General features: G+C 66.4%; 26 protein-coding genes. 16 read left to right on the forward strand and 10 right to left on the reverse strand.

What is annotated here, in order from left to right; all coding sequences use genetic code 11:
* Window positions 1-279, forward strand: coding sequence for a DUF4242 domain-containing protein (locus ACOYW5_RS15625; protein ID WP_423065814.1), 279 nt, complete (start codon window positions 1-3; stop codon window positions 277-279).
* A gap of 93 nt (window positions 280-372) precedes the next feature.
* Here ACOYW5_RS15625 and ACOYW5_RS15630 read toward each other — a convergent pair whose 3' ends face one another.
* Entirely contained in the window at window positions 373-1,170 is a 798-nt protein-coding gene (locus ACOYW5_RS15630) for an alpha/beta hydrolase (RefSeq protein ID WP_423065815.1), read from the reverse strand.
* A gap of 174 nt (window positions 1,171-1,344) precedes the next feature.
* Between ACOYW5_RS15630 and ACOYW5_RS15635 the strand changes: the two genes are divergently transcribed.
* Entirely contained in the window at window positions 1,345-2,262 is a 918-nt protein-coding gene (locus tag ACOYW5_RS15635) for a GlxA family transcriptional regulator (RefSeq protein WP_423069480.1), read from the forward strand.
* Window positions 2,263-2,269: 7 nt separating this feature from the next.
* Here ACOYW5_RS15635 and ACOYW5_RS15640 read toward each other — a convergent pair whose 3' ends face one another.
* Complete coding sequence (locus ACOYW5_RS15640) at window positions 2,270-3,184, reverse strand: alpha/beta hydrolase (RefSeq protein WP_423065816.1); 915 nt, start codon at window positions 3,182-3,184, stop codon at window positions 2,270-2,272.
* A 112-nt stretch (window positions 3,185-3,296) separates the two neighbouring features.
* On the reverse strand, window positions 3,297-3,980 hold the full coding sequence (locus ACOYW5_RS15645; RefSeq protein WP_423065817.1) for a type 1 glutamine amidotransferase domain-containing protein: 684 nt from the start codon (window positions 3,978-3,980) through the stop codon (window positions 3,297-3,299).
* 113 nt (window positions 3,981-4,093) lie between these two features.
* On the opposite strand from ACOYW5_RS15645, the gene ACOYW5_RS15650 reads away from it, so the two are divergent.
* Window positions 4,094-4,984, forward strand: coding sequence for a LysR family transcriptional regulator (locus ACOYW5_RS15650; RefSeq protein ID WP_423065819.1), 891 nt, complete (start codon window positions 4,094-4,096; stop codon window positions 4,982-4,984).
* A gap of 10 nt (window positions 4,985-4,994) precedes the next feature.
* Here ACOYW5_RS15650 and ACOYW5_RS15655 read toward each other — a convergent pair whose 3' ends face one another.
* On the reverse strand, window positions 4,995-5,831 hold the full coding sequence (locus ACOYW5_RS15655) for a 5'-3' exonuclease (RefSeq protein ID WP_423065820.1): 837 nt from the start codon (window positions 5,829-5,831) through the stop codon (window positions 4,995-4,997).
* Between the two features lie 173 nt (window positions 5,832-6,004).
* The gene (locus ACOYW5_RS15660; RefSeq protein WP_423065821.1) at window positions 6,005-7,378 is read right to left on the reverse strand and encodes an FAD-binding oxidoreductase; all 1,374 of its coding nucleotides are present in this window, start codon (window positions 7,376-7,378) and stop codon (window positions 6,005-6,007) included.
* Between the two features lie 191 nt (window positions 7,379-7,569).
* On the opposite strand from ACOYW5_RS15660, the gene ACOYW5_RS15665 reads away from it, so the two are divergent.
* The 6 genes from ACOYW5_RS15665 to ACOYW5_RS15690 all read left to right on the forward strand — a co-directional run bounded on the left by ACOYW5_RS15665 (window position 7,570) and on the right by ACOYW5_RS15690 (window position 13,005).
* Window positions 7,570-7,920 (forward strand): RidA family protein, encoded by a 351-nt coding sequence (locus ACOYW5_RS15665; RefSeq protein ID WP_423065822.1) that lies wholly within the window; start codon window positions 7,570-7,572, stop codon window positions 7,918-7,920.
* A 316-nt stretch (window positions 7,921-8,236) separates the two neighbouring features.
* Window positions 8,237-8,902 (forward strand): TetR/AcrR family transcriptional regulator, encoded by a 666-nt coding sequence (locus ACOYW5_RS15670; RefSeq protein WP_423065823.1) that lies wholly within the window; start codon window positions 8,237-8,239, stop codon window positions 8,900-8,902.
* 10 nt (window positions 8,903-8,912) lie between these two features.
* A complete protein-coding gene (locus tag ACOYW5_RS15675) occupies window positions 8,913-9,860 on the forward strand; it encodes an HlyD family secretion protein (RefSeq protein ID WP_423065824.1) in 948 nt (315 codons plus the stop codon).
* Window positions 9,857-10,825, forward strand: a complete 969-nt coding sequence (locus tag ACOYW5_RS15680) for an ABC transporter ATP-binding protein (RefSeq protein WP_423065825.1) — start codon at window positions 9,857-9,859, stop codon at window positions 10,823-10,825. The genes ACOYW5_RS15675 and ACOYW5_RS15680 overlap by 4 nt, the downstream gene beginning before the upstream one ends.
* On the forward strand, window positions 10,822-11,955 hold the full coding sequence (locus tag ACOYW5_RS15685) for an ABC transporter permease (RefSeq protein ID WP_423065826.1): 1,134 nt from the start codon (window positions 10,822-10,824) through the stop codon (window positions 11,953-11,955). The genes ACOYW5_RS15680 and ACOYW5_RS15685 overlap by 4 nt, the downstream gene beginning before the upstream one ends.
* 72 nt (window positions 11,956-12,027) lie before the next feature.
* Window positions 12,028-13,005 carry a zinc-binding dehydrogenase gene (locus ACOYW5_RS15690; protein ID WP_423065827.1) on the forward strand — a complete coding sequence of 326 codons (978 nt, stop codon included), beginning with the start codon at window positions 12,028-12,030 and terminating at the stop codon, window positions 13,003-13,005.
* A gap of 7 nt (window positions 13,006-13,012) precedes the next feature.
* Here ACOYW5_RS15690 and ACOYW5_RS15695 read toward each other — a convergent pair whose 3' ends face one another.
* Window positions 13,013-14,356, reverse strand: coding sequence for an NAD(P)H-dependent oxidoreductase (locus ACOYW5_RS15695; protein WP_423065828.1), 1,344 nt, complete (start codon window positions 14,354-14,356; stop codon window positions 13,013-13,015).
* Between the two features lie 44 nt (window positions 14,357-14,400).
* On the opposite strand from ACOYW5_RS15695, the gene ACOYW5_RS15700 reads away from it, so the two are divergent.
* From ACOYW5_RS15700 to ACOYW5_RS15720, 5 genes are all read left to right on the forward strand, one after another.
* Window positions 14,401-15,417: an enoyl-CoA hydratase/isomerase family protein gene (locus tag ACOYW5_RS15700; RefSeq protein WP_423065829.1), complete on the forward strand. Its 1,017-nt coding sequence runs from the start codon at window positions 14,401-14,403 to the stop codon at window positions 15,415-15,417.
* Between the two features lie 119 nt (window positions 15,418-15,536).
* A complete protein-coding gene (locus ACOYW5_RS15705; protein ID WP_423065830.1) occupies window positions 15,537-15,797 on the forward strand; it encodes an STAS domain-containing protein in 261 nt (86 codons plus the stop codon).
* A 2-nt stretch (window positions 15,798-15,799) separates the two neighbouring features.
* A complete protein-coding gene (locus tag ACOYW5_RS15710) occupies window positions 15,800-16,159 on the forward strand; it encodes a response regulator (protein WP_055874686.1) in 360 nt (119 codons plus the stop codon).
* Window positions 16,160-16,213: 54 nt separating this feature from the next.
* Window positions 16,214-18,475, forward strand: a complete 2,262-nt coding sequence (locus ACOYW5_RS15715; protein ID WP_423065831.1) for a chemotaxis protein CheA — start codon at window positions 16,214-16,216, stop codon at window positions 18,473-18,475.
* Window positions 18,476-18,529: 54 nt separating this feature from the next.
* Complete coding sequence (locus ACOYW5_RS15720; protein ID WP_423065832.1) at window positions 18,530-19,018, forward strand: chemotaxis protein CheW; 489 nt, start codon at window positions 18,530-18,532, stop codon at window positions 19,016-19,018.
* 70 nt (window positions 19,019-19,088) lie between these two features.
* Here the strand turns inward: ACOYW5_RS15720 and ACOYW5_RS15725 are convergent, their stop codons facing one another.
* The gene (locus tag ACOYW5_RS15725; protein ID WP_423065833.1) at window positions 19,089-19,463 is read right to left on the reverse strand and encodes a DUF2934 domain-containing protein; all 375 of its coding nucleotides are present in this window, start codon (window positions 19,461-19,463) and stop codon (window positions 19,089-19,091) included.
* 206 nt (window positions 19,464-19,669) lie between these two features.
* Here ACOYW5_RS15725 and ACOYW5_RS15730 point away from each other — a divergent pair, with 206 nt between their 5' ends.
* Together ACOYW5_RS15730 and ACOYW5_RS15735 are read left to right on the forward strand one after the other, a co-directional pair.
* Window positions 19,670-21,025 (forward strand): FAD-containing oxidoreductase, encoded by a 1,356-nt coding sequence (locus ACOYW5_RS15730; protein ID WP_423065834.1) that lies wholly within the window; start codon window positions 19,670-19,672, stop codon window positions 21,023-21,025.
* A gap of 134 nt (window positions 21,026-21,159) precedes the next feature.
* Window positions 21,160-21,462 (forward strand): hypothetical protein, encoded by a 303-nt coding sequence (locus ACOYW5_RS15735; RefSeq protein WP_423065835.1) that lies wholly within the window; start codon window positions 21,160-21,162, stop codon window positions 21,460-21,462.
* Window positions 21,463-21,469: 7 nt separating this feature from the next.
* Here ACOYW5_RS15735 and ACOYW5_RS15740 read toward each other — a convergent pair whose 3' ends face one another.
* Genes ACOYW5_RS15740 through ACOYW5_RS15750 form a run of 3 tightly spaced genes read right to left on the reverse strand, consistent with a single transcriptional unit; the run spans window position 21,470 to window position 23,489 of the window.
* Complete coding sequence (locus tag ACOYW5_RS15740) at window positions 21,470-22,087, reverse strand: hypothetical protein (protein ID WP_423065836.1); 618 nt, start codon at window positions 22,085-22,087, stop codon at window positions 21,470-21,472.
* A 3-nt stretch (window positions 22,088-22,090) separates the two neighbouring features.
* The gene (locus ACOYW5_RS15745) at window positions 22,091-22,717 is read right to left on the reverse strand and encodes a hypothetical protein (RefSeq protein WP_423065837.1); all 627 of its coding nucleotides are present in this window, start codon (window positions 22,715-22,717) and stop codon (window positions 22,091-22,093) included.
* On the reverse strand, window positions 22,704-23,489 hold the full coding sequence (locus ACOYW5_RS15750) for a hypothetical protein (RefSeq protein WP_423065838.1): 786 nt from the start codon (window positions 23,487-23,489) through the stop codon (window positions 22,704-22,706). The genes ACOYW5_RS15745 and ACOYW5_RS15750 overlap by 14 nt, the downstream gene beginning before the upstream one ends.
* Between the last annotated feature and the right edge of the window lie 206 nt (window positions 23,490-23,695).

Consider the following 23,695-nt stretch of genomic DNA (forward strand, 5'->3'; position numbering starts at 1 on the left):
ATGAAGCGCTATGTGATCGAACGCATTATTCCCGGTATCGGCAGCAAGTCGCCGGAGGAATACCGCGAGGCAGCCCAGGTCTCGAACGAGGCCCTCGCAAAGCTCGCCCCACGCGTACAGTGGGTGCACTCCTACTTCGCCGACGACATGACTTACTGCGTCTATCTCGCCGAAGATCCGGAGGACATCCGCCGCCATGCCGAGCTCAGCGGCTTCCCGGCTAGCAAGATCACGCTGATCAAGGTGGTCGTCGACCCGGCTACGGCGGAAGCGGCGTAAACGCGAACGGGCCGGTGCTTGTTGCGCCGGCCCGTTTGGCTTTCCGGTGCCCAGCTGTTCCGTTACAGCCGGGCACTCATCTGTTGGGCATCATCAGGCGGCCAGCTTGAGGGCGGGGCGCTTGTCGTTGGCGTGTTCGACCGCCCAGTTGAGGGCGAGGTCGGCGACGGCTTCCCAGCCCTTGTCCATCAGGGTCCAGTGCGAGCGGTCGTCGAAGATCTTCAGTTCGGTGACCGTCTTCGCCTTCTTCTGCTGGCGGTAGATCGCATCGGTCATCGAGGCGTCGGCGATCAGGTCCTTGCCGCCACCGATGAGGAGCAGCGGAGCGCGGTCCTGGCCGGCCCAGTCGATCAGCATCGGGTTGATCACGCCATCCCAGTAGACCTTGCCGGCGGTCGGCACGACGTAGCGATCATACTTGGCTGCCGGATCGGGTTCGGTCTGGGCGAAGCGGGTCGAGAAGAACTTCAGCGACATCTGCTTGGCCTTCTTCCACGAGAACAGGTCGCTGAACACCGGCAGAGCCGAGACGATGGCCTGGGGCCCAAGCGGCACGCCTGGGGTCGGGGCGGGATTTACGGCGACACCGGCGACGCCGAGGCCGCGGGCCAGGAGCTGCTGAACGATGACGCCACCGAAGGAGTGACCGATCAGGATCGGCTTTTCCGGCAGGGCGCGGATGATCTTGTCGAAGTGGTCGACAATGCCGCGCTGGCCGATGCCGGCAAGTTCCGGAGCCGGGTTGGCGCGGAGGGCCGAGGGGGCACGGTCGTCGAACGGCCAGTCGGGGGTGAGGACGGTGTAACCCTGAGCTTCGTAGCGGGCCTTCACGTTTTCCCAGCTGAGGCTGTTGAGCCAGGCGCCGTGGATCAGAACGATTGTCTTGGTCATTTTAGGTCTCTCCTTGTTTGGGCGAACCCTTGTCCGCCGCGATGTGATGACCCTAAGCTCAGCCCGGACGGGCGACGATTGCTGCAACTGACATTGTCGGGGCCAGAAGTGACAAAGACGACGGACGCACTCAGACACACCGAAATCGGCCTGCTCATCTATCCCGGCTGCGCCATGGCGTCGGTGCACGGGCTCAGCGATGCGTTCGAGGTGGCAAACCAGTATGCAGGCCAGCACGGCGGGGCGGACCGCATCCGCACCAGCCACTGGCGGCTGGGCGAGACCGGGTTCGAGCGCAGCTTCGACAGCAATCCGGGCGGCGCCGGACACCCCGAGTATGTCATCATCCCCGGCCGGCTGGCCGATCCGCTGACCGCGGCGGAGGCTGCCGATTTCGTCGGCTGGCTGCGCGAGCGCCACGGCCGGGGCGCGACCATCGCCTCGGTCTGCGGGGGCGCATTCATGCTCGGACATACGGGGCTGCTGTCGGGACGGCGGGCGACGACGCACTGGCTCTATGCCGATGCCTTCAGGGCGGCCTTTCCGGATGTCGCTGTGACCGAAGGCGACATCATCGTCGAGGACGGCGACATCATCACCGCCGGGGGCATGCTGGCCTGGACCGACCTGGGGCTGCGGCTTGTCCACCGCGTGCTCGGCCCGACGGTGATGGCCGACACGGCAAAATTCCTGCTGGTCGACCCGGCCGGGCGGGAGCAGCGGCACTACTCGACCTTCGCGCCGCGCCTCGCGCATGGGGATGACGCGGTGCTGAAGGTGCAGCACTGGCTGCAGGTGCATCGCAGCGAGGAGATCAATGTCCCGGACCTGGCGACGCGGGCCGGTCTCGAGACGCGCACGTTCCTCCGCCGCTTCCAGAAGGCCACGGGGCTGCGGCCGACGGAGTACGTGCAGGCGCTGCGGATCGCGCTGGCGCGCGAGCGGCTGGAGTTCAGCCGCGACACGGTGGAGCGGATCGCCTGGAATGTCGGCTACAAGGACCCCTCGGCCTTCCGGCGTGTGTTCCAGAAGGTGACGGGGCTGTCCGCGAGCGCCTATCGCGACCGGTTCGGGGCGGCTCTCGGCGCCTAGGGTGGGCTTACTTTGCGATGACGCCCTGCAGCTTCAGCCAGTTGGCCAATAGCTCCGGCCAGGGATCGGAGAGCCAGCCCTCTTTGGCCATGCCGTAGCCGTGGCCGCCATTGGCGAAGATGTGGAGTTCGGCGGATTTGCCGGCTTCGTGCCAGGCTTGATAGAGGCGGAGCGAGGAGAGGGCGGGGACGGAGCCGTCGTCGTCGGAGATGACGATGAAGAGGGGGCAGGCGTCGGCCGGAACCGGGAAGCCCTCGCGCCAAGCGGCGTAGATTGGAGCGGCGAAATTGGGTTTCGACTGCTCGTCATGCTCGAGCACCGGGCCCATGGTGACGCCGCCGCCGGCGGAGAAGCCAGTGATGCCGATGCGGTTGGGGTCGAGGCGCCAGCTGGCGGCATTGGCGCGGACGAAGCGGATGGCCTGGCGGCCGTCTTCCTCGCCCCACAGGCGCGCCTCGTGCATCACGGCGCGTATCGGATGGCTGGGGTCGGTCTTGCTGGCGGCGAGGCGGGACTGCAAGTCGTTGCGGAATTCGAGGAGTTTTGCGTCGTCGTCCGTCGAGCGGCCGAGGCGGTATTTGAGGACGAAACAGGTTACGCCCTGCTGTGCCAGCCAGCGGGCCATGTCGTAGCCCTCGTGGTCGACGAGGAGGAAATGGAAGGCGCCGCCTGGGGCGATGACGATCGCAGCGCCGGTGGCCGTGCCGGGGGCGGGGCGGAAGACGGTGACGGTGGGGGTCGCGACGTTGCGCGTCAGCCGGCGCGGCGAGCTCGCCGGCCACGGCACCTGCATGGTGCGCTCCGAGTGGGTCCAGTGCTCGGAGCCCGGCGCGGCGCCGGGCCAGATGCGATAGATGCCCTCGGCGTCCGGCGCCTCGGTCGAGGGCTGGCGATCGAGCGGGGCGGTGATGGTGGTGTTCATGCAGTTCCTCCGTGGGGCGGAGGTTAGGCGGAGATAGCTGCCGCGAGCAATGCGGGCCGTATGGGCCTTTGGGCGAAGGCAGCACCGGCGCCTGGCCGGTGCTGCCTTCACGTCAGGCCGCGAGGAGGTCGCGGATGGCTGCGCCGACGGCGCTGGCCGACTGGGGGTTCTGGCCGGTGACGAGGCGGCCGTCGACCACCACTTTCTCGGTCCAGTCGGGCGCCGGGTGGTGGATGGCGCCGCGGCTCGAGAGCGTCGTGGCGAGGAGGAAGGGGACAGTCTTGTCGAGACCGACCGCGCGTTCCTCGGAATCGGTGAAGGCGCTGACATTGCGTCCGGCAACGAGATAGCTGCCGTCCGAGAGGGTGACGTTCACCAGTGCCGCCGGGCCGTGGCAGACCGCGGCGACGATGCCGCCAGCCTCAAAGATGGCGCGCGTCTTGGCGGCGACGGCCGGGCTCTCGGGAAAGTCCCACACTGCGCCGTGGCCGCCGGCGAAAAAGATCGCCGCGTAACGGGCGGGGTCGATATCGGCGAGCCTTGGCGTGGTGCGGATCGCCGCGCGGAAGCGCTCGTCATTCCAGTAGCGGGCATTGGTGGGATCATCGAGTTCGAGGCCGTCAACCGGCGGTTCGCCGCCCGCGATGGAGGCGAAGTCCACGCTGATACCGGCGGCTTCGAGGACGGCGAGCGGGTGCGTCACCTCGCCGAGATAGAAGCCGGTGGGCTGTCCGGTGTCGCCCTTGGTGCCGTGGCTGGTCAGTACGAAGAGCACCCGGTCTGCAGTGTGCGCCATCTCATTCTCCTGCGGTCTCAGAGACCGGTTGGTTTCGATGACGGGTATGTATTAGCGGCAAGTTCGGCGATAAATGTGCATCTGGCCAACTGATTTGTACCTTGGAGGCAAGAATGCGCCGGTATGATAATCTGGGCGATGTGGAGGTGTTCACCACCGTTGTCGAGCAGGGCTCGATCACGGCGGCGTCGGTCATTCTCGGGACCAGCGCGTCGGTGCTCAGCCGGGCGATCACCCGGCTGGAAGCGCGATTGGGGGCGCAGCTCCTCAGGCGGACGACGCGTCGGATCAGCCTCACCGATGCGGGGCGGGCCTATAACGAGCAGGCGCGGGCGGCGTTCGCGCTTATCGAGGACGCCGAACGCAGCGTGCGCGGCAGCGACGGACAACTGGTCGGGCGAGTGCGGGTGAGCGTTTCGACGACCTATGGGCACTTCCGGCTGCCGGGGATACTGGCGCGCTTTGCCGCTCTTTATCCCGAAGTCGAGGTAGAGGTCGGCATCACGAACCGAAATGTCGATCTGGTGGCCGAAGGCTACGATGTTGCCATCCGGCTGGGCGAGTTACCGGACAGCGCGCTGGTGGGGCGCAAGCTCGAGGACGCACCGCTACGGCTTGTCGCCTCGCCTGCATATGTCGCGGCGCGTGGCGCGCCGGCGCGGCTGGAGGACCTCAACCGGCACCGGTGTCTGCCCTTCATCATGCCGAGCAGTGGCCGGCCGGGGCCGTGGCTGTTCCGCAGCCATGCCGAGGACATCGAGTGGACACCGGTGGGACCGGTGCAGGTTCTCGACGATGTCTTGGGCGTGGTGTCGATGGCGGAAGCGGGGCTCGGCATCTGCCAGAGCTACGATTTCGTCGTGGCGGACCGGATCGCCCGCGGCAGCCTGGTCGAAGTGCTGCCGGAGGCCGCCGGCCGGTCGCGCCCGTTCTCGCTGCTCTACGTCCCGCACCGCAGCCTTTCGGCGGCGACGCGGGCCTTCATCGATACGGCGCTCGGCTAGACGGCGCGGGCTAACCCTTGGCGAGCTGCTCCAGCCGGTCGGCGAGATTGTTCAGCTCCCACTGCCGCGCGAGGGCGGCGGCCTTGTCCCAGGTCGGGGTCTGGTCGGGGATCGCTTTCACCGGCGCCGTGGTGACCATTGTCGCCAACCGCTTGTAGAGCCTGAGGTCCTCGGCATGGGCCGGGAACTTGTTGTCGGCGATCATGGCTTCGAGGTCGGGGTAGCGCTTCAGGAGGCTCGCCGCGGTGGTGGCGCCGACGCCTTTGGCGCCGGGGATCTTGTCGGAGGGGTCGCCGCGCAGGGCGATGAAGTCGGGCACCTGTCTCGGTTCGACGCCGTAGCGCTCGCGCACTTCGGCGATGCCGATGCGGGCGATCTCGCCGGCTTTGACCGGGTGGAGGACGGTGGTGTGATCGCTGACCAGTTGGAAGGCGTCGCGGTCGCCGCTGGCGACGAGGGCGGTGCCGCCGGCTTTCTCCTCGAGCGCGACGGCGGTGGCGAGGAAGTCGTCGGCCTCGAAGCGTCCGGCCTTGCCCCAGGCAAAGCCCATGGCCGTGATCAGCTGGGGCAGGACGTCGAGCTGGTCGACGATCTCGTCGTCGAACTCGCGGCCGCCCTGGTAATCGGGGAATTCGAGGGCGCGCCAGTTGGGCTCGGCCAGCGTGTCCCAGCCGACGAAGACGGCGCGCGGCCGTTCGGCTTCGTAGAGGCGGATGAGGTAATTGGCGAAGCCGACGATGGCGCCGCCGCCCTTGTTGCCGGCGCGCCGGATGGTTTTCGGCAGGCCGTGATAGGCGCGGTGGGCGAAGGAATCGCCGTCGACGATGAGGAGGGGGCGATCGGACATCGGACGCTCCGTTTGATGGACCGGCATAGCGGGCCAGCGGAGCGAGATCGTCAAGGGGATCGGTGCAGATGGGGAGCGTGGGCCGCGACCGAGCCCCGGGAGCGGCTCAGCTCCCCATCCGCTACTGCGGCGCCCCGACCCTCGAGGGCGCCGCTGACTGGTTTCGCGACGGCTTACGCAGCCGGCGGGATGTTCTGGTTGAGACGGAACAGGTTTTCCGGGTCGTACTTGGCCTTGACCTGGCGCAGGCGGTCCCAGGTGGCGCCCGGGTAGGCGGCACGCAGGCGCTCGGGACCTTCGTTGGAAACGAAGTTCACATAGGCGCCGGTATCGTGCTGGCGGAGGGCGGCTATACCGTCGGCAGCCCAGCGCTCATGCGGCTCGGTCGGGCCGCCATACATGGCCAGGTAGCCGACGAGGATCTTGCTGGCGCGGTGGGCATAGGCGGTGGCGCTGGCAGGAATGCGCGCCGCGGCACCACCGAGGACGCGGACCTGGCCGATGAACATGGGGGCGTCGGACCGGCCCAGGTGCTCGAGCACGGTGCGGGCGTCGGCGACGTTGACCGTATCCATGTAGAGGGCGCGACAGGTGACGGCCGGCCGCATGTTCGGGTCCTCGGGGATATAGAGGCTCGATACGGGCGCCGGCCCGACGAGATCGGCGATGGGCGTGGCAATGGCGCGGAAGGGGGCGAGCGCGAAGGTGGCGCCGGCGGCATCGCCGACATAGGCCATCATGGCCATGATCACGGTCTTGCCATGCGCTTCGGCCGGTACGAACGGCAGCGGCGGCATGGGCATGACGTTGATGATGGTGGTGAGTTCGTCGGGAGCGGCCTGGGCGGCAGCGACAAGGCCGGCCAGCACTTCTGGAGTGGCGGGCATGATCAGCGGGCCGCCGATGAAGCTGGGCAGCGAGGTCAGGCGGAACTTGAAGCGGGTGACGACGCCAAAATTGCCGCCACCGCCGCGCAGGGCCCAGAACAGATCCGAGTGATGGTCTGCATCGGCGACCAGGATATCGCCTTCGGCAGTGACGATCTCGGCGGCGAGGAGGGAATCGATGGTGAGGCCGTACTTGCGGACGAGGTAGCCGATGCCGCCGCCGAGCGTGATGCCGCCGAGGCCGACCGAACCGGAATCGCCGAGCGGCAGGATAAGGCCGTTGGGCTCAAGCGCGGCAGTGACTTCGCCCGCATTGAGGCCGGTGCCGAACCAGCCGGTGAGGCTGGCCTGGTAGAGTTCGATGCTCTTGAGATCACGCAGGTCGATGACGAGGCCGCCATTGGAGCCGGAGAAGCCGCCGACGCTGTGGCCGCCCGAGCGGACGGCAAGCTCGAGGTCTGTCGCCTTGGCGAAATTGATGACGGCAGCGATGTCGGCGGCGTTGGCGACGCGGATCACGGCGGCGGGGGTCTTGTCGTGGTTCGCCAGAGCCGCGATGCGGAGGCTGTCGTATTCGGCGTGACCCGGGGTCACGACGCGGCCCTTGAGGGCACTCGCCAGCATTGCAATCTGGTCTTCCAGCGGAAAGCGCTTGTCCATTCCCATAAACTCGCTTGTTTGGGCAGGTTGTGTGGGGCGGGGGCATAGTCACGGGGCCGTGAACGCCGGCTGAACGCAGCGCTCAGGATCGGATCAGCTAGGTGAATGACGGCGCGGCGGGGCAGATTCCGGCTTTCGCGCGCGGGGCGCAGCGGCTAGAGAGGCTGCCGCAATCCCCGAGGAGTTTTCCAATGAGCATCACCCGTTACCAGCCCGGCAAGCGCATGAGCCAGGCCGTCGCCCACGGCAACACCCTCTATGTCGCCGGCCAGGTCGCGACCGACTACAATGGTTCGATCGAGAAGCAGACCTCCGAAGTGCTGGAAGCCATCGACCGGCTGCTCGCCGAGGCCGGCACCAGCAAGTCCAAGGTGCTCAGCTGTCAGGTGATCCTCAACAATATCGCCGATTTCGCCGCGATGAACTCGGTCTACGATACCTGGATCGACCCGGCCAACCCGCCGGCCCGTGCCTGCATCGAAGCCCGCCTCGCGCACCCGTCGCTGAAGGTCGAGATCATCGCGATCGCCGCGCTCGACTGAGTCGGCCGTAGCGCTGGAGATTTGACCCGCGGGGTGCTGCCCCCGCGGGTTTTGTTTTGGCGTGGTGCGGGCGGTGGCATGCCCACCGACCCCGAAGACAGCTGCGGCCGGTAGTCGAGGAGGTTCCGACTGCCGGCCGCGCTTTGGGGGGTCCGCCACAACAACGGGACAGCCTCCCCTAGCAACAGCCCCGTTCGGTTGTCGTGACGCATACGTGAGGACCCCTACTAGGCCGAAGGTCTCATTACGCTCTTGCAAATGACTGACCAGTCAGTTATTAGGTTACTGACCATTCAGTCAGTTAGGTTGGCGAGAGATGAGCGAGATCGCGAAAGAGCGCGGGCCGAAATTCCGGCGGCGGGCGGAGGCCCGGCCGGACGAGGTGCTGGATGCGGCGCTGGAGCTGTTCATCGAGAAGGGCTTCGCCGCGACGCGGGTCGATGACATCGCCAAGCGTGCGGGGCTTTCGAAGGGCACGGTTTATCTCTACTTCCCGTCGAAGGAAGCTTTACTCGAGGGTCTGGTGCGTCGGGCGATCCTGCCGATCGCCGATTCGGCCCTCGCCGCCATTCGCGACTACGAGGGCGATCCGCGCATCGTCCTGAGCATGGTGCTGAGGATGCTGGCGGGACGGATTGCCGACCCCAAGATCATCGCGACGCCCAAGCTGATCTTCCGCGAGGCGATGAGCTTTCCGGACCTCGCAAAGATGTACCGGGCGGAAGTGCTGGACCGGGTGCTTCCGGCCATCGAGGGGTTGATCCGGAAGGGTGTCGAACAGGGCTATCTGCGGCAGGTAGATCCCAGCCTCACTGTCCGCTCGATCATGGGTCCGGTGATGCTGCATTTCGCCATGGCCGAAATCTTCGGCATCACGCCCGAGGGCGGGCTGCATATGGACAAGCTGGTCGACAATCACCTGACCATCCTCTTCGACGGGCTCAGCGCGCCACCGAGCGCCAAGACCTGGTCGGCGAGCTAGGAGAGACCAAGTGGACGCGTTCTTTGCCTGGCTTACCGGCCTCATCGCCATCGTCATCCCCGGGTTCGGCGCGACCGAGCCGCCGCGCTTCAACGGCTATGTCGAGGCGCGCTACGTCTATGCCGCGCCGGCTACGGGCGGACCAATCGAGACGATCTCGGTGGCGGAAGGCGACGTGGTGCTCGATGGCGACCTGTTGTTCCGGCTGAAGCAGGACCAGCAGATTTCGGCATTGCAGGCGGCCGAGGCGCGGGTGGCGGCGGCGGAGGCGGCGCTGGCCAATCTTACCACCGGCGGGCGCGAGGACGAGCTCGATGTGGTACGGGCGAGCCTGCAGAAGGCGGAAGCCGACCTCAGCCTCGCGCGGGAGACCTCGGCGCGGAGCGGCAAGCTCTTTGCCGAGGGGTTGATCGCGCAGAGCAAGTACGATCAGGACCGCGCCACCCTCGCCAGCGCCGAGGCGCAGGTGAAGCAGCTTTCGGCCCAGCTCAAGGTGAGCGAACTGCCGGCGCGCGATGCGCAGCAGCAGCAGGCTGAGGCGAACCTTGCCGCGGCGCAGGCCGATGCCGAGGCGGCGAACTGGGCACTTGCGGATCGCACCGTCACGGCGCCGGCGGCGGGCCGCGTCGAGCGGGTCTATTACGATCCGGGCGAGGTCGTCGCGGCGGGGTCGCCGGTTATTTCGATCCTGCCCGAGGGGGCATTGAAGGTGAAGTTCTACCTGCCGGAGACGGCGCGGGCGGAATTCACGCTGGGCGAGACTGTGGCGGTCAGCTGCGACGGGTGTCCGGATGGGCTGATTGCGCGGCTGAGCTACATGGCCTCCGACCCGCAGTTCACGCCGCCGGTGATCTATTCGCGCGATGAGCGGCAGCGGCTGAGCTTTCTCGTCGAGGCGACCCTCGAAGGCGCCAGCCTGCCGCCGGGCCAGCCGGTGACCGTGGAGCGGCTCAAGTGAGCGCCGAGCTCGTCATCGACGTGCGCGGGCTGACCAAGAGTTTTGGCCCCAAGCGCGTCGTCGACCATTTTGACATCCAGGTGCCGAAGGGGGCGATCTACGGCTTTCTCGGGCCCAACGGCTCGGGCAAGACGACGACCATCCGGATGCTCTGCGGGCTGCTCACCGCCGATGAAGGCGAGGGGACGTGCCTGGGGTTCGATGTGCGCAAGGACGCCGAGCACATCAAGGAGCAGGTCGGCTACATGACGCAGAAGTTCTCGTATTACGAGGACCTCTCGATCCGCGAAAATCTCGATTTCGTCGCCCGGATGTACCGGCTCGACCGGCGGAAGCAACGGGTCGACGAGGCGCTGGTGCAGCTCGGGCTCGCCGACCGGCAGACGCAGCTCGCCGGCTCGCTCTCGGGCGGCTGGAAGCAGCGGCTGGCGCTCGCTGCGTGCCTCCTGCATGAGCCCAAGCTCCTGCTGCTCGACGAGCCGACGGCGGGTGTCGATCCCAAGGCGCGGCGCGACTTCTGGGACGAGATCCGGCGGCTCTCGGCAGAGGGTGTCACCGTGCTGGTCTCGACCCACTACATGGACGAGGCCGTGCAGTGCGATTTCATCACCTACATTGCCTACGGCAAGAAGCTGATCGACGGGCCATCGGCCAAAATTCCGGAGATGGTGGGACTCGAGACCTGGCGGGTCGAAGGGCCCGGCCTGCCGGCGCTGGAAGCGCTGCTCAAGGATGAGCCGGGGGTCGAGCAGGTGGCGAGGTTCGGCACGGTGCTGCATCTGTCGGGGACGGACAAGGCGGCACTCGAAGCGACGGTGAAGCGGCTCGAGGCCGAAGGCACACATTCCTGGCGGTTGCAGACGGCCGGGCTCGAGGAAGCCTTCATCTACCTGATGGCCGGCGCGCGCGACAACTTTGCCGGTGACAGCGGCGATGTCGGCACGCCCGGGAAGGCGGCGGCATGAGCGGGGTGTTCTCGCTCAGCCGGTTCGCGGCGGTGCTGGTCAAGGAGTTCATCCAGATGCGGCGCGACCGCATCACCTTCGGCATGATGATCGGGCTGCCGATCATCCAGCTGTTCCTGTTCGGGTTTGCCATCAATTCCGATCCGCGCAATCTGCCGACCCTGGTCGAGGTCAACGACAACGGGCCGCTGACCCGGGCGGTGATCTCGGGCATGCAGAACTCGACCTATTTCGCCTTCAAGGGCGCCGTCTCCGGCATCGGCGAGGGCGAGGAGGCGCTGCGGCGGGGCGAGGCGAATTTCGTGGTCGTCATCCCCGAGGATTTTGAACGCGACGTGGTGCGCGGCAACCGGCCGGAAATCCTCGTTGCCGCCGATGCGTCCGATCCGTCTGCGACCGGCGGGGCGGTGGCGGCGCTATCGGGTATCGTCAATGTCGCGATCGCCGAGACGCTGACCGGGCCGTTGGCGCAGGCCCAGAGCCCGGCGCCGTTCTCGATGGTGGTGCACCGAGAGTACAACCCCGAGGGCAAGACCTCGACCAATATCGTGCCAGGGCTGCTCGCCATCATCCTCTCCATGACCATGGTGATGATCACCGCCATTGCCATCGTCAAGGAGACCGAGCGCGGCACGATGGAGATGCTGATCGCGACGCCGGTGAAGCCGCTCGAGGTGATGCTGGGGAAGATCCTGCCCTATGTGTTCGTCGGCTATGTGCAGACGGTGGTGTTCCTGATCGCCGCGGCGCTGGTGTTCGGGGTGCCGTTCGAGGGCAGCATCTGGGCGTTCTTCTTCGGCTTTAACCTCTACATCCTCGTCAACCTGGCGCTCGGCTTCCTGATCTCGACCGCGGCCAAGAGCCAGATGCAGGCGATGCAGCTGAGCTTTTTTACTATCCTGCCCTCGATCCTCCTCTCGGGCTTCATGTTCCCGTTCGCCGGCATGCCGGGCTGGGCCCAGTTCATCGGGCAGGGCGTGCCGGCGACGCACTTCTTGCGTGTCGTACGCAAGGTGATGCTGAAGGGCGGCGAGGTCGCCGATGTGACCGGGGAGCTCTGGGCACTGGGCGCGATCCTCTTGGTGATCTCGGGGGTCGCTATGCTGCGCTACCGGCAGACGCTGGACTAGCGGCCTCGATTGGTCAGCGTTTCGCCGTAATGGCGGATACAAGTCCGGCCGGAATTTGATGGAGCGTCAGTGATGAAGTCCGTGGTGTTTGATGCATTCGGCAGCCCGCGCAAGGTGTTGCGGGTGGAGGAGCGGCCGCTGCCCGAGCCCGGTGCGGGGCAGGTGCGGATCAAGCTGGTGCTGTCGCCGATCCATAACCACGACCTGATGATTGTCACCGGGCACTACGGCTTTAAGCCGCCGCTGCCGCATGTGCCGGGCACCGAGGCACTGGGCGTCGTCGACAGGCTGGGTGAAGGCGTCACTAATCTCAAGGTCGGCCACCGCGTAACCGGTGGCGGCAGCGCGACATGGGCGGAATACTATCTCGGCAATGCCGCGGCGCTGGTGCCGGTACCGGACAGCGTCGACGACGCAACGGCGTGCCAGCTGGTGTCGATGCCGCTGAGCGCCTGGCGGCTGCTCGGTGAACTGCAGGTCGAGGCGGGGGACTGGATCGCCCAGAACGCGGCTAATGGCGCGGTGGGCAAGGTCATTGCCAAGCTCGCGGCCGAGCGCGGTGTAAGGGTGCTGAACATCGTGCGGCGCGAGGCGGCGGTGGCGGAGCTGGCGGCCGAGGGCATCGGCGATGCCGTGTCGAGCGAGCATGCGGACTGGCAGGACCGGGCGCGGGCGATCACCGGCGGGGCGCCGATCAAGCGGGCGCTGGATTCGGTCGCTGGTCGTGCGTCGGACGAATTGATGGACCTCGTGGCCGAGGAAGGCTGGCTGATTTCGTTCGGCGCGTTGAGCGGTCGGCCGGTGCAGATCAATGCCGACAACCTGCTGTTCAAGCGGGCGGTGGTGAAGGGGTTCTGGGCGGCGAAGCCGTCGACCTTCCATACGCCCGAACAGATTCGCGGGGCGCTGATCGAGTTCGTGGGGAAGGCGGCGAGGGGCGAGCTGAAGCTGCCGATTGCCGAGGTGTTTCCGCTTGACCAGGCGGCCGAGGCGGCGGAAGCGAGCAATGTCGCGGGCCGGGCGGGGAAGATCGCGCTGCGGGGGAGTTGAGGCTTGCCTAAGCCGTAACCGCGAGCATCTGGTCCTGCAACTGGCGCAGGGCGTAGAGCCGCGTCGTCTGGTCGGGGGTGGCGTTGGTGCGGGTGAGGAGTTCGCCCTTTTTCACCGGGGCGGTGACCTTGCCGCCTTCGAGGAGGCCGACCGGGACGGCGGCCTGGCGGCGGGCATCCTCGACCGTGAGGATGAAGCTGCGGTAGCAGGTTTCGCCGATGGCATCGAAGGTTTCGCCGACCGCGAGGTCGCGCTTCGCCACGGCGCAGACTTCGGCGACCGGGTTGGGCAGCGGCACCATGTCGGCCTTGCCGTAGAGCATGATGCGGGCAGCGGTCAGCGGCACCTCGAGCGAGGTCAGGTGGTAGGGGCGGAAGAAGGCGTAGTAGGGGCCCTTGCCGACGTGGAGGTCGTCCATGCGCTCGATGATGCGCGGGTGCTCGGCCTCGACGATGACGAAGACGCCGGGCGCGACGCCCTTGCCGATGGTGTAGTCGACGACGCCCTTCTTGTTGAGGATGCCGCCATCGGCCCTGGGGATCAGCACCTTCGCCATCTGGTCGCGGTCGGCAGCGGGGCCGTGCATGCCGGGGACATCGGGCACGAGGCCGGTCGCATTGGCGATGCAGGCCATCTCGACCATGGTCTTTGACCCATCGACGAACTCGACGAGCATGCGCGGGTTCATGTTCCGGCGGTGCGCTTCCTCGCGATAGTCGTCGGGAACCGCGTCGTGATTGAGCGGGTTGTTCTTGCCCTTGCCGGCGGAGACAATGCGATAGCCAAGCGCGGACGCGAACTCGATCAGTTCCATGCAGCTCGACGGCTCGTCGCCGGCGCCGACCGAGTAGATGACGCCGAGGCGGTCGGCTTGCTGCTTCAGATAGGGGCCGATGGTGACGTCGGCCTCGACATTCATCATGACGAGATGCTTGCCGTGTTCCATAGCCGTCAGACAGTAATCCGCCGCGACGCCGGGCTTGCCGGTGGCGTCGATCACCACGTCGATGAGCGGGTTTTTCACCAGCGTTTCGGCCGAGGTGACGGCCATCTTGCCGGCCTCGATTGCGGCGGTGACCTTGCTCTGCGTATCGGCTTCGACCGCGTGGCTGTCGTCGCCATAGGCGATGGCCATGGCGGCGCGGGCGGTGTGCGGGCGGCGCGTGGCGATGGCGGCGACTTCGATGCCGTGCATCAACCCGCCTTGGGTGACGAGATCGGTGCCCATCTCGCCCGAACCGATGACGCCGATGCGGATCGGCCTGCCGCTGTCGGCGCGCGCCTTGAGGTCGCGGGCGATGCCGGTCAGGTGCACATTGGTGAGCGGGGTCGGGGGGTTGATGGCCTTCATGCGCGGTGCTCTACCACCGGGATAGCAACATGGGAACCTGAGAGATGACCGGCCAGCTCGATGTGATTCGCGAGGGCAATCTTGGGATCATCGCGCTCAACCGGCCCGAGGCGATCAACGCGCTGAGCCTCGAGATGATCGACGGGGTGACGCGGGCGCTGGAGCAGTGGCGCGACGACGACGACATCGGCGCCGTGCTGTTCGAGGGACGCGGTCCGCGCGGCTTCTGCTCGGGCGGCGACGTGCGGGCGGTGCGGCAGGCCGTGGTCGCTGGGCAGCCCGAGATCGGCGACGCTTTCTTTGCCGCCGAATACGCGATGAACGGCCTGATTGCCCGCTATCCCAAGCCAACGATCGCCCTTGCGCATGGTGTGGTGATGGGCGGCGGCATCGGCATTGCCGGGCACTGCACGTTCCGGTTTGCGACGAGCGAGGCGCGCTTTGCCATGCCCGAGGCGGCAATCGGCTTCGTCTGCGACGTCGGCGTAAACTACATCCTCGGCAAGGCGCCCGTGCATCGCGCACTGGCTTTCGCCATGTCGGGCCTGCCGGTCGGGGTGGGCGATGCACTGGCGCTGGGGCTCACCGATTGCCCGATCGATCCGCAGCGAATCGAGGCGGTACGGGCCGGCATCGCCGCTGCCGCCGGGACGCCGCGCGTCGAAGCGGCGCTGGGCGCATTGATGCAGGCGGAAATGGCGCCGGCGGGCGAGCCGGTGCTGTGCGCGGCGGCCGATCGGCATCTAGGGCTCGATTGGAGCGATCCAGTAGAGATCGTGCGCGGTGCCGGGGCCGATCCGCAGTTCGCGCAGCTGGCGCTGCGCTCGCCGACCAGCCTTGCGGCGATCGCGGCGAGCCAGCATGCGGCGCGCCGGAAGACCGATATCGGCGCGGTGCTGGCAATCGATCTCGGGTTGGCGCGCCACTTGTCGCGGCAACCCGATTTCGCCGAGGGCGTGCGGGCGGTGCTGATCGACAAGGATCACAAGCCGGAATGGCGGCCCAACAGTCTTGCGGGGGTCGACCATGCCGGCCTCGCCGCGGTGATCGCAGCCGCCTGACTGGTCCGAAACTGGTGCATTTTAGCACTTCCTAAACCGTTCCATCCGATGCTCAGGCCGGGACCAGTCCGTTGGGGGCAGCCAGTCATATGGCCCAGCTACGCAGCAAAGCCATCGCCTTGCCGGCGATCATCGATCTCGACGCGCTCGATCCGATCCGCGACGTGCTGGTCGATGCCATCGATTCGGGCGGCGTGACGGTCAAGGCCGCCGGCGTCGAGCGCGTTGCGACCAATGCGCTGTTCATGGTGCTGAGCGCGGCGGAAACGGCGCGGCGCAACACTCATGCTTTCACGGTTTCCGAGCCGAGCGAGGCGTTCCTCGCCGCGGTGTCGCGGCTGGGGCTCGGAAGCCAGTTTGCCGGTATTTTGGAAGGATAATCATGCGCGTACTGACGGTTGACGATTCCCGCACCATCCTCGCGATGCTGCACCACACCCTCAGCAATGCCGGGTTCGAGGTGCTGCAGGCCGAGGACGGGCAGAAGGGGCTCGACGTGCTCAAGAACGAGAGCGTCGACGTGGTGATCACCGATATCAACATGCCGGTGATGGACGGGATCGAGTTCATCAAGAACGTCCGCGCCTCGGGCATGCACAACTCGCTGCCCATCCTCATCCTCACCACCGAGACCAGCCAGGACAAGCGCGACCAGGGCCGCGCGGCGGGCGGTACCGGCTGGATCGTCAAACCGTTCGACCCGGAAAAACTGATCTCGGTCATTCACCGCGTCGTCCACTGAGTTTTCCGGTTCCGGCAGAACCGCCATCGACCAGACCCAGAAGGGTTCTAGACTTTGAGTGACCTCGACGACTTCAAGGCGACTTATTTCGACGAATGCTCCGAGCTGCTGCTTGAGCTCGAGGAGCAGTTTGCCGCCATCGAGGAAGGCGATCGCTCCAGCGACAGGCTCAATGCGGTTTTCCGCGCCATCCACTCGATCAAGGGCGGCGGCGGGGCCTTCGGGTTCAGCGCGCTGGTGGCGTTCGCCCATGCCTACGAGACGCTGCTCGACCACGTGCGCGACGGACGCGTCGAGCTCTCCGAACCGGTCGCGGCCCTCTGCATCCGGGCCAACGATATCGTCGCCGACTTCGTCGCAGCGGCGAAAGACGGCCAGGAACTCGAGGCGGGTTACGGCGCCGAGGAAAAGCACCAGTTCGACACGCTGACCTCGGGCGATCCGGACATGGCCGGCGAGCCGCTGGAAGAGTTCGACATCGACTTCGTGCCGGTCATGGTGACCATTGCCGGGGCCGAGGACGACCCGCTCGTCGAGCCGCTCGACCTGGCGGTGATCGACGACAGCTTCGAGGCGCCGCCGCTGATGCCGGAAGCCGGCCAGTGGACGATCCGCTTTACACCGCATTCCGAGCTTTACGCGCGGGCCAACGATCCGCTGCTGCTCCTGCGCGAGCTCGGTACGCTGGGCGAGACCCGGGTCAAGGCGATCATCGACGAAATCCCGGCGCTCGCCGATTTCGAGCCGTTCGGCGTCTATGGCTCGTGGGAGATCACGCTGATATCGGCGACGGCGACCGAGAGCGCCATCGCCGAAGTGTTCGAGTTCGTCGAGGGCAATTGCGACCTCACCATCGAGCGCGGCATGGCCGCGGAAGCCGAGGAGCTGCTCGATGTGGCGATGGAAACCGAGGCGCCGAGCCTTGCCGATCTCCTCGGCGAGATCAAACCGGAGCTGGCGGTGGTTGCCGATGAAGCGCCGGTGCTGAGCTTTGCGGACCTCGCCGAGAGCATGAAGCCGGCGCTCAAGGCAGCGCCGCCGGTGATGCCGACCCCGCTCAAGCAGGCTAATGCTGAGACGCAGGATTTCGAGGGCGACAATGATCGCCGCTCGGGCCAGGAAGACCGGCGCAACGGCGTGCAGTCGATCCGCGTCGATCTGGACAAGATCGACCGCGTGGTCAACATGGTTGGTGAACTGGTCATCACCCAGTCGATGCTCACCCAGCAGATGGATGAGACGCTGCGCGCCCGCTACCAGGAACTGGTGCGCGGCCTCGAGGTGCTGGCGCAGACGACGCGCGGCCTCCAGGATTCGGTGATGTCGATCCGGGCCCAGCCGGTGAAGACCGTGTTCAGCCGCATGCCGCGCCTCGTGCGCGAGCTGGCGTCCAAGACCGGCAAGAAGATTCGGCTCGAGACGATCGGCGAGAATACCGAGATCGACAAGACGATCATCGAGCAGCTTTCCGACCCGCTGACCCACATGATCCGCAACTCGGCCGACCACGGCATCGAAAGCCCGGAGAAGCGCCTGGCGGCGGGCAAATCGGAAAGCGGCGCGATCCGGCTGTCGGCCGAGCAGGCGGGCGGCAATATCCTGATCGCGGTCGAGGACGACGGCGGCGGCATCAACCGCGAGCGCGTGCTGCAGGTGGCGCGCGACCGCGGCGTGGTCGGGCCGGACCAGACACTCAGCGACGAGCAGATCGACCAGCTGATCTTCGCGCCGGGCTTTTCAACGGCCGCCGAGGTTTCGGACATATCGGGCCGCGGCGTCGGGATGGACGTGGTCCTCAGTAACATCAAGAAGATCGGCGGCTCGGTGCATGTGAAGAGCTGGACCGGCAAGGGCACGCGCATGACGCTGCGCCTGCCGCTGACGCTCGCCGTGCTCGACGTGATGCTGGTGAAGGTGGCGGGCAGCCCCTACGTCATCCCGCTGTCCTCGATCGTCGAAACCATCCAGTGCGCGCGGGCCAATTTCTCGCGCATGCCGACCGGCGGGCAGGTGCTGCAGGTGCGCGGCGAATATGTGCAGGTCGTCGACCTTGCGACGCGCTTCTCGGCCACCACCGATGTCGAGCGCGATAACCGCTTCGTCGTCCTCTGCGAGGCTGAGGGCGGGGTGAAGGTGGCGCTGATCGTCGACGACATCATCGGCCAGCAGCAGGTGGTGATCAAATCGCTGGAAGAGAACTTCCAGTCGATCGAAGGCATCGCCGGCGGCACAATCCTCGGCGACGGCAATGTGGCGCTGATCGTCGACGTGCAGGGGCTGAAAGCTCAGGTTTTGACTCATAAGAGCGCGGCCTAAGGCGCGCTGGATATCAACAGCCGGCCAGGAGGCCGGCAGAAAAGGCAGAACGGCATGGAATCGCTGGCATTCAGAGACGACATCGGCGGGGCAGTGCAGGCGGCCAACAGCCTGCAGCTTATCGCCTTCTCGATCGGCGAGCAGACCTATGGCGTCGAGATCACCACGGTGCGCGAAATCCGCGCCTGGAACGGGGCGACGCCGCTGCCGAACACGCGCGAGTTCGTGCGTGGCGTGATCAACCTCCGCGGCACGATCGTGCCGATCTTCGACCTGCGCGCCCGCTTCGGCGAAGGCCAGACCTCCCCGACCAAGAACCATGTCGTCGTCGTGATGAGTGTGGGCGAGAAGTGGGTTGGCATCCTCGTCGATGCAGTGAGCGACATTCTCACGGTGTCCAAGGAAGACATCCACAACGTGCCGGAAGGCAACTCGATCGATACCGAGCTGCTCAACGGCATCGTCACCCATGACAACCGCATGGTCGGGTTGATCGACTTGCACGCCGTGGTGTCGGGCGCGAGTTCCAAGCTCGACGCGTAAGGGCATCCCAAGGTCGGCCCACGGTCCGATGACAGCTGGTGGGTAGGCTAACACCGAGCCCTGGCGGGCTCTATTTGGCCTTCTTCGCCACCGGCACCGCGGCGCGGGGCTTTGTCGCCTTCTTGACCGGCTTGGGCTCGGCAGCCTTCACTGCCTTGGCCTTCACCTTTTCCTTCGTCGCTTTGGTGGCTTTCACCGTTGCTGGGGCGCTATTGGCCGTCTTGCCCTTGGTGGCCTTGGCGACGCCGTTGCTGGTCGCCGCGACGAACGCCTCTGTCGCTTCGGCGTGAGCGCGGGCCCAGTAGTGATCATGGGCGCCGTCGGGGCGGCCGTCGGCCTCCCACAGGAAATAAGCGCGCTGGCGGATGGCGTCTTCGCTGACCAGTGCAGCAGTTGACCCGGAGTCGGCGGGCTTGGACTTGTTGGGCACAGACTTTGCGGGCATCGTCGTTTCCCTCGATGGCCGTGGGCGCCGGGATGGCGCACCACCCTCTTGCAGACATGGAGAGACTAGCAAAGCCGCCTGCTGCCGCGAAGGGGGGCGGCCGCAGATGAGCCATGAACCAACCCGGGGCACAGCACGTCCGACGGGGGCTGGAGCGCGGGCGGTCCACCGCTTAAGCTGCGCGCGCGAAAATGCGGAGCCAGCCCATGAGCCGAACATACGACGCCATCGTCATCGGAGGCGGGCAGGCGGGGCCGTTTCTTGCGGCGCGGCTGGCCGGCGCGGGGCAGCGCACGGCGCTGATCGAGCGGCGCTTCATGGGCGGCACCTGCGTCAATGACGGGTGCCAGCCGACCAAGACCCTGGTGGCGAGCGCGCGGGTCGCCTACCTCGCGCGCCGCGCGGCGGATTTCGGCGTTTCGACCGGGCCGGTCGGGGTCGACATGGCGGCGGTGAAGGCGCGCAAGGACAAGGTCGTGCTCGCTTCGCGCGAAGGGCTCGACAACTGGATGGAGAGCACCGAGAACCTGACGGTGATCCGCGGTTCGGCTGTTTTCAACGGGCCGCATACGGTCGAGGTCAACGGGGTGGAACTCGAGGGCGCGCAGATATTCCTCAATACCGGGGCGCGGGCGGTGGTGCCGGACTGGGCGCAGGGCGTACCCTATCTCACCAATACCACGGTGCTCGAACTCGACACGTTGCCGCGGCACCTGATCATTGTCGGCGGCTCCTACATCGCGCTCGAGTTCGCACAGATGTTCCGCCGCTTCGGCGCCGAAGTGACGGTGCTGGCGCGCGGAAAGCTGGCGTCGCGCGAGGATGACGACGTGCGCGAGACGATCCAGCAGATCCTCACGGGTGAAGGCATCACCGTCGTCACCGGGGCGGGCGAAATGTCGGCAGAGCAGCGGGGTGACGATATCGCGGTGCGCCATGAGGGCGGGGAGGTTGTCGGCAGCCACCTGCTGCTTGCCGTCGGGCGGGTACCCAATGTCGAGGATCTCAGCCTCGAAAAGGCGGGGATTGCCCTCGACGGCGACGGCTATATCGCGGTCGACGACAAGCTGAGGACCAACGTACCGCACATCTATGCGCTTGGTGACGTGAACGGGCGCGGGGCCTTCACGCACACCTCCTACAACGACTTCGAGATCGTGTCGCAGAACCTGCTCGACGGGGCCGACCGCAAGGTCAGCGAGCGCGTGCCGGCCTACGCCATGTATATCGACCCGCCGCTCGGGCGGGCGGGAATGTGCGAGGCGGACGTGCGGGCTTCGGGGCGGAAGGCGCTGGTCGCGACCCGACCGATGACACGGGTGAGCCGGGCCAACGAGCGGGCGGAGAATCTCGGCTTCATGAAGGTGTTCGCCGATGCCGAAACGCGGGAGATTCTCGGCGTGGCCCTGCTCGGCATCGAGGGCGACGAGGTGATGCAGTCGCTGCTGCAGGCCATGAAGGCGGGAACGACGGTCGATACGATCATCGGCACGATGCATGTGCATCCCACGGTGAGCGAGCTGGTGCCGACCTTGCTCGGGGATCTGAAGCCGCTGGAGTAGTGAAGCGGCGGCGCGAGATATCGCGCACTCGCCATCTCACTGCCGCATAGCCATCAAAATGAACGGGCCAAATTGACTCCGGTGCGGCGCGAATCAATGGTGGCGGGATGGGAGAGGCACAACTGAGCGATACGGTGATCTCGTTCCGCGTGAAGCGGGCGGAGGAATTCGCGCGGCAGTGGCGAGTCAACGCCAAGCGGTTGCAGTCGCTAGCCAATAATCCGCAGACTCCCAGTTCGGTGCGGGCCGATGCCTTGAGTGAAGCGCGCTCGGCGGCGGAGATCGTCGGCAAGCGGGCCGAGGAGATGACGGCCTTTGCCAAGGCGCGCGGGTTCTCTGCGTGGGAATCCGATCCGCTGGTGGCGCCGGTGGTGGTGGAAATCCGGGCCGTCGAGAATGCGCTGACCTACGCCGTTGAAGCGTTGGGGAAGGCTTAGGGGCGGGCTACTGCCCCACTTGGACGACGCCCTTGTCGGGCAGCGGGACCGGGGGCATTTCGGAGAAGGTGAGGCTGCCGGGGTCGCCGATGCTCTCGAAGCCTTCGCCGCCCTGGCCCGATTTGTCGGTGGTGCTGCCCTGCATGATGACGGCGTTGGCGCCCCTTTCCTGCGGATTCATGTCCCTGGTCGCCTGTTCGGCGCTCGTCGCCTCGTACTGGCCGAGCACCTTGCCGCCGCCTTCGAGCTGCTGCTGGGCGGTGGCGACATCGCTCGCCGTCTCGATCGCGTAGGCGACCTCGAAGGCGCGGGGCGGGGAGATGGTGATCTGCTGGTCGTCGACTTCCTCGACCCAGAGGTAGATGTGGCCGGGAAGGCCCTTGAGCTTGTCGGGCTCGACGATGCGGGTGGCGAGGAGGCTGAACCGGGCCGGCATCTTGTCGGTCGAGGCCCAGCCGATGACGCCGGTCATGGTGAAGTAGAGGACGACCACCGCGCCGAGGGTGACGACGATGGCGAGCGCCTTGATCCACCACTTCCACAGCGAGAAGAGGTTAAGGTTCAAGAGCAGCAGCGCGACGAGGAGGAAGAGGGCGATCGAGCCGGTGATGACGAGGGTCTGCATCGCTCAGCCCTTGCGCACGGCCTGGATCAGCGACACCGGCACGGTGTTGATGTCGCTGACGCTGCCATCCTCGCTGACGGTGAAGCGGATCACGGTCTTCTCGTCGCCCTTATGATCGAGGACGAGGGTGTCGTAGTAGACCACGGAGACCTTGGGGTTGATCTTTTCGACCTTCACCGTCACCGGCACGGCGGCGGCCGAGGGGTTGGTGTAGTGGTAGATGTTGACGATGTACTCGCCCGGCACGATGCCGCGCACGCTCACCGTCTCTTGGTTCAGCGCGACATGGTGGGTGACGCCGTTGACGGTGATCTCGTCGAGATAGTTGCCGCGGTCGTCGCGATCGAGGGTGACGAAGCCCTTCTGCATCGAGTGGTACCAGACGACGTTGCCGCTGGGGTCCTGCACATAGGTATCGATGTCGTCGTCGTTGTTGTCCGGCCAGCTCGTGGTGACGATGAACTCGGCATTGGTGTCGATGATGCCGGACCTGGCGTCGGGGCGGATCAGCGCGAAGGCGATGAACACCATCATCGCGAAGCCGAGCAGCGCGTTGAAGAGGATATCGGTGAACGGAACGAAGGTGCCGTCGTCGCTGTCGGAGCCGGCGAAGAGACTAGGCCCGTCCATGGCGGTCCGCTTCGATGGCCGGCACGAGGTGGATCTCGCTGACCTCGGCGATGGATGAGAAGAGCTCGCCGATCGCCTCGTCGAGCTGGAAATATTCGAACTTCAGCACCAGTGCCGCGGCAATGCCGGAGACGGTGACATTGAGCGCCACGGCCATGCCTCCGGTCATGCCGGCCAGCGCCCCGCGCAGGGTATCGGCGTCGAAGGAGGAGAGGCCGGCAATCGGGATCAGCATCAGGATGAAGCCGATGGCGGTGCCGAGCAGCGCGAGGCGCAGGAGGCCCTCGGAGACGAAGAGACCGAGTTTTTCGCGGTGCCGCAGCTTGTCGGCCACATTGCGGAGCAGAAGCGTCTGGTCGAGCCGGCCCTGGGGGCCGAGGTCGGATTTCCTGATCAGGTTGGCGGCATGGCTGGTGAGGATGCCCGGCTCGAGCAGGGCGCCGGCGCCAGTCAGCACCTTGTCGCCGAGGAGGCGGAAGCCGGTGGCGCTTTCGGCTTCGATCACTGCGCGGGCTTTGCGCGCGGCGATCAGCTCTCGGCTGATGTCGACGGACTGAAACAGCGCATGCAGCGAGGTCAGGATGAAGAGTGCGAAGATGATCAGCGAGATGCGGGTGTGATCGGACTGCAGCACTGTGACGAGGAGGCCCATCTGCCACAGCGTGAACATCGCGAGGGCTACCAGCACCATGACGATCAGCCAGCGCAGCACCGGCGCATAGTCGCGGATCTCCGTCGGCGGTCCGATGACCGCGGCCTTCACGTCGTCCAAGGCAACACTCCGTCCTCCGGTGCTCCGCCATGGCGAGGACACCCCGAGGGCAACCGCTAGCATGTCGGGGCAATCGCCCTTTCCTATGCATCGCATTGGAAATGCCAAACGGGGGCCGTACTGGCGCGACAAAGTGACGATTGCGGCGGCGTGCGGCACCGTTCAGGCTATGGGTGCGAGACGATCTTCTGGCCGATCCTCTCCCC

This window comes from Devosia sp. CN2-171, assembly GCF_049354815.1.
In the GTDB taxonomy this organism is placed as follows: Bacteria; Pseudomonadota; Alphaproteobacteria; order Rhizobiales; family Devosiaceae; genus Devosia_A.

Excerpts from the sequence above, each read along its gene's own strand:
- ACOYW5_RS15635 (WP_423069480.1), top strand. The coding sequence starts at position 1,345 with ATGGCGTCGGTGCACGGGCTCAGCGATGCGTTCGAGGTGGCAAACCAG.
- ACOYW5_RS15650 (WP_423065819.1), top strand. The coding sequence starts at position 4,094 with ATGCGCCGGTATGATAATCTGGGCGATGTGGAGGTGTTCACCACCGTT.
- ACOYW5_RS15665 (WP_423065822.1), top strand. The coding sequence starts at position 7,570 with ATGAGCATCACCCGTTACCAGCCCGGCAAGCGCATGAGCCAGGCCGTC.
- ACOYW5_RS15640 (WP_423065816.1), bottom strand. The coding sequence starts at position 3,184 with ATGAACACCACCATCACCGCCCCGCTCGATCGCCAGCCCTCGACCGAG.
- ACOYW5_RS15725 (WP_423065833.1), bottom strand. The coding sequence starts at position 19,463 with ATGCCCGCAAAGTCTGTGCCCAACAAGTCCAAGCCCGCCGACTCCGGG.
- ACOYW5_RS15740 (WP_423065836.1), bottom strand. The coding sequence starts at position 22,087 with ATGCAGACCCTCGTCATCACCGGCTCGATCGCCCTCTTCCTCCTCGTC.
- ACOYW5_RS15625 (WP_423065814.1), top strand. The coding sequence starts at position 1 with ATGAAGCGCTATGTGATCGAACGCATTATTCCCGGTATCGGCAGCAAG.
- ACOYW5_RS15730 (WP_423065834.1), top strand. The coding sequence starts at position 19,670 with ATGAGCCGAACATACGACGCCATCGTCATCGGAGGCGGGCAGGCGGGG.
- ACOYW5_RS15690 (WP_423065827.1), top strand. The coding sequence starts at position 12,028 with ATGAAGTCCGTGGTGTTTGATGCATTCGGCAGCCCGCGCAAGGTGTTG.
- ACOYW5_RS15710 (WP_055874686.1), top strand. The coding sequence starts at position 15,800 with ATGCGCGTACTGACGGTTGACGATTCCCGCACCATCCTCGCGATGCTG.
- ACOYW5_RS15670 (WP_423065823.1), top strand. The coding sequence starts at position 8,237 with ATGAGCGAGATCGCGAAAGAGCGCGGGCCGAAATTCCGGCGGCGGGCG.
- ACOYW5_RS15660 (WP_423065821.1), bottom strand. The coding sequence starts at position 7,378 with ATGGACAAGCGCTTTCCGCTGGAAGACCAGATTGCAATGCTGGCGAGT.
- ACOYW5_RS15645 (WP_423065817.1), bottom strand. The coding sequence starts at position 3,980 with ATGGCGCACACTGCAGACCGGGTGCTCTTCGTACTGACCAGCCACGGC.
- ACOYW5_RS15655 (WP_423065820.1), bottom strand. The coding sequence starts at position 5,831 with ATGTCCGATCGCCCCCTCCTCATCGTCGACGGCGATTCCTTCGCCCAC.
- ACOYW5_RS15695 (WP_423065828.1), bottom strand. The coding sequence starts at position 14,356 with ATGAAGGCCATCAACCCCCCGACCCCGCTCACCAATGTGCACCTGACC.
- ACOYW5_RS15745 (WP_423065837.1), bottom strand. The coding sequence starts at position 22,717 with ATGGACGGGCCTAGTCTCTTCGCCGGCTCCGACAGCGACGACGGCACC.
- ACOYW5_RS15685 (WP_423065826.1), top strand. The coding sequence starts at position 10,822 with ATGAGCGGGGTGTTCTCGCTCAGCCGGTTCGCGGCGGTGCTGGTCAAG.
- ACOYW5_RS15630 (WP_423065815.1), bottom strand. The coding sequence starts at position 1,170 with ATGACCAAGACAATCGTTCTGATCCACGGCGCCTGGCTCAACAGCCTC.
- ACOYW5_RS15720 (WP_423065832.1), top strand. The coding sequence starts at position 18,530 with ATGGAATCGCTGGCATTCAGAGACGACATCGGCGGGGCAGTGCAGGCG.
- ACOYW5_RS15700 (WP_423065829.1), top strand. The coding sequence starts at position 14,401 with ATGACCGGCCAGCTCGATGTGATTCGCGAGGGCAATCTTGGGATCATC.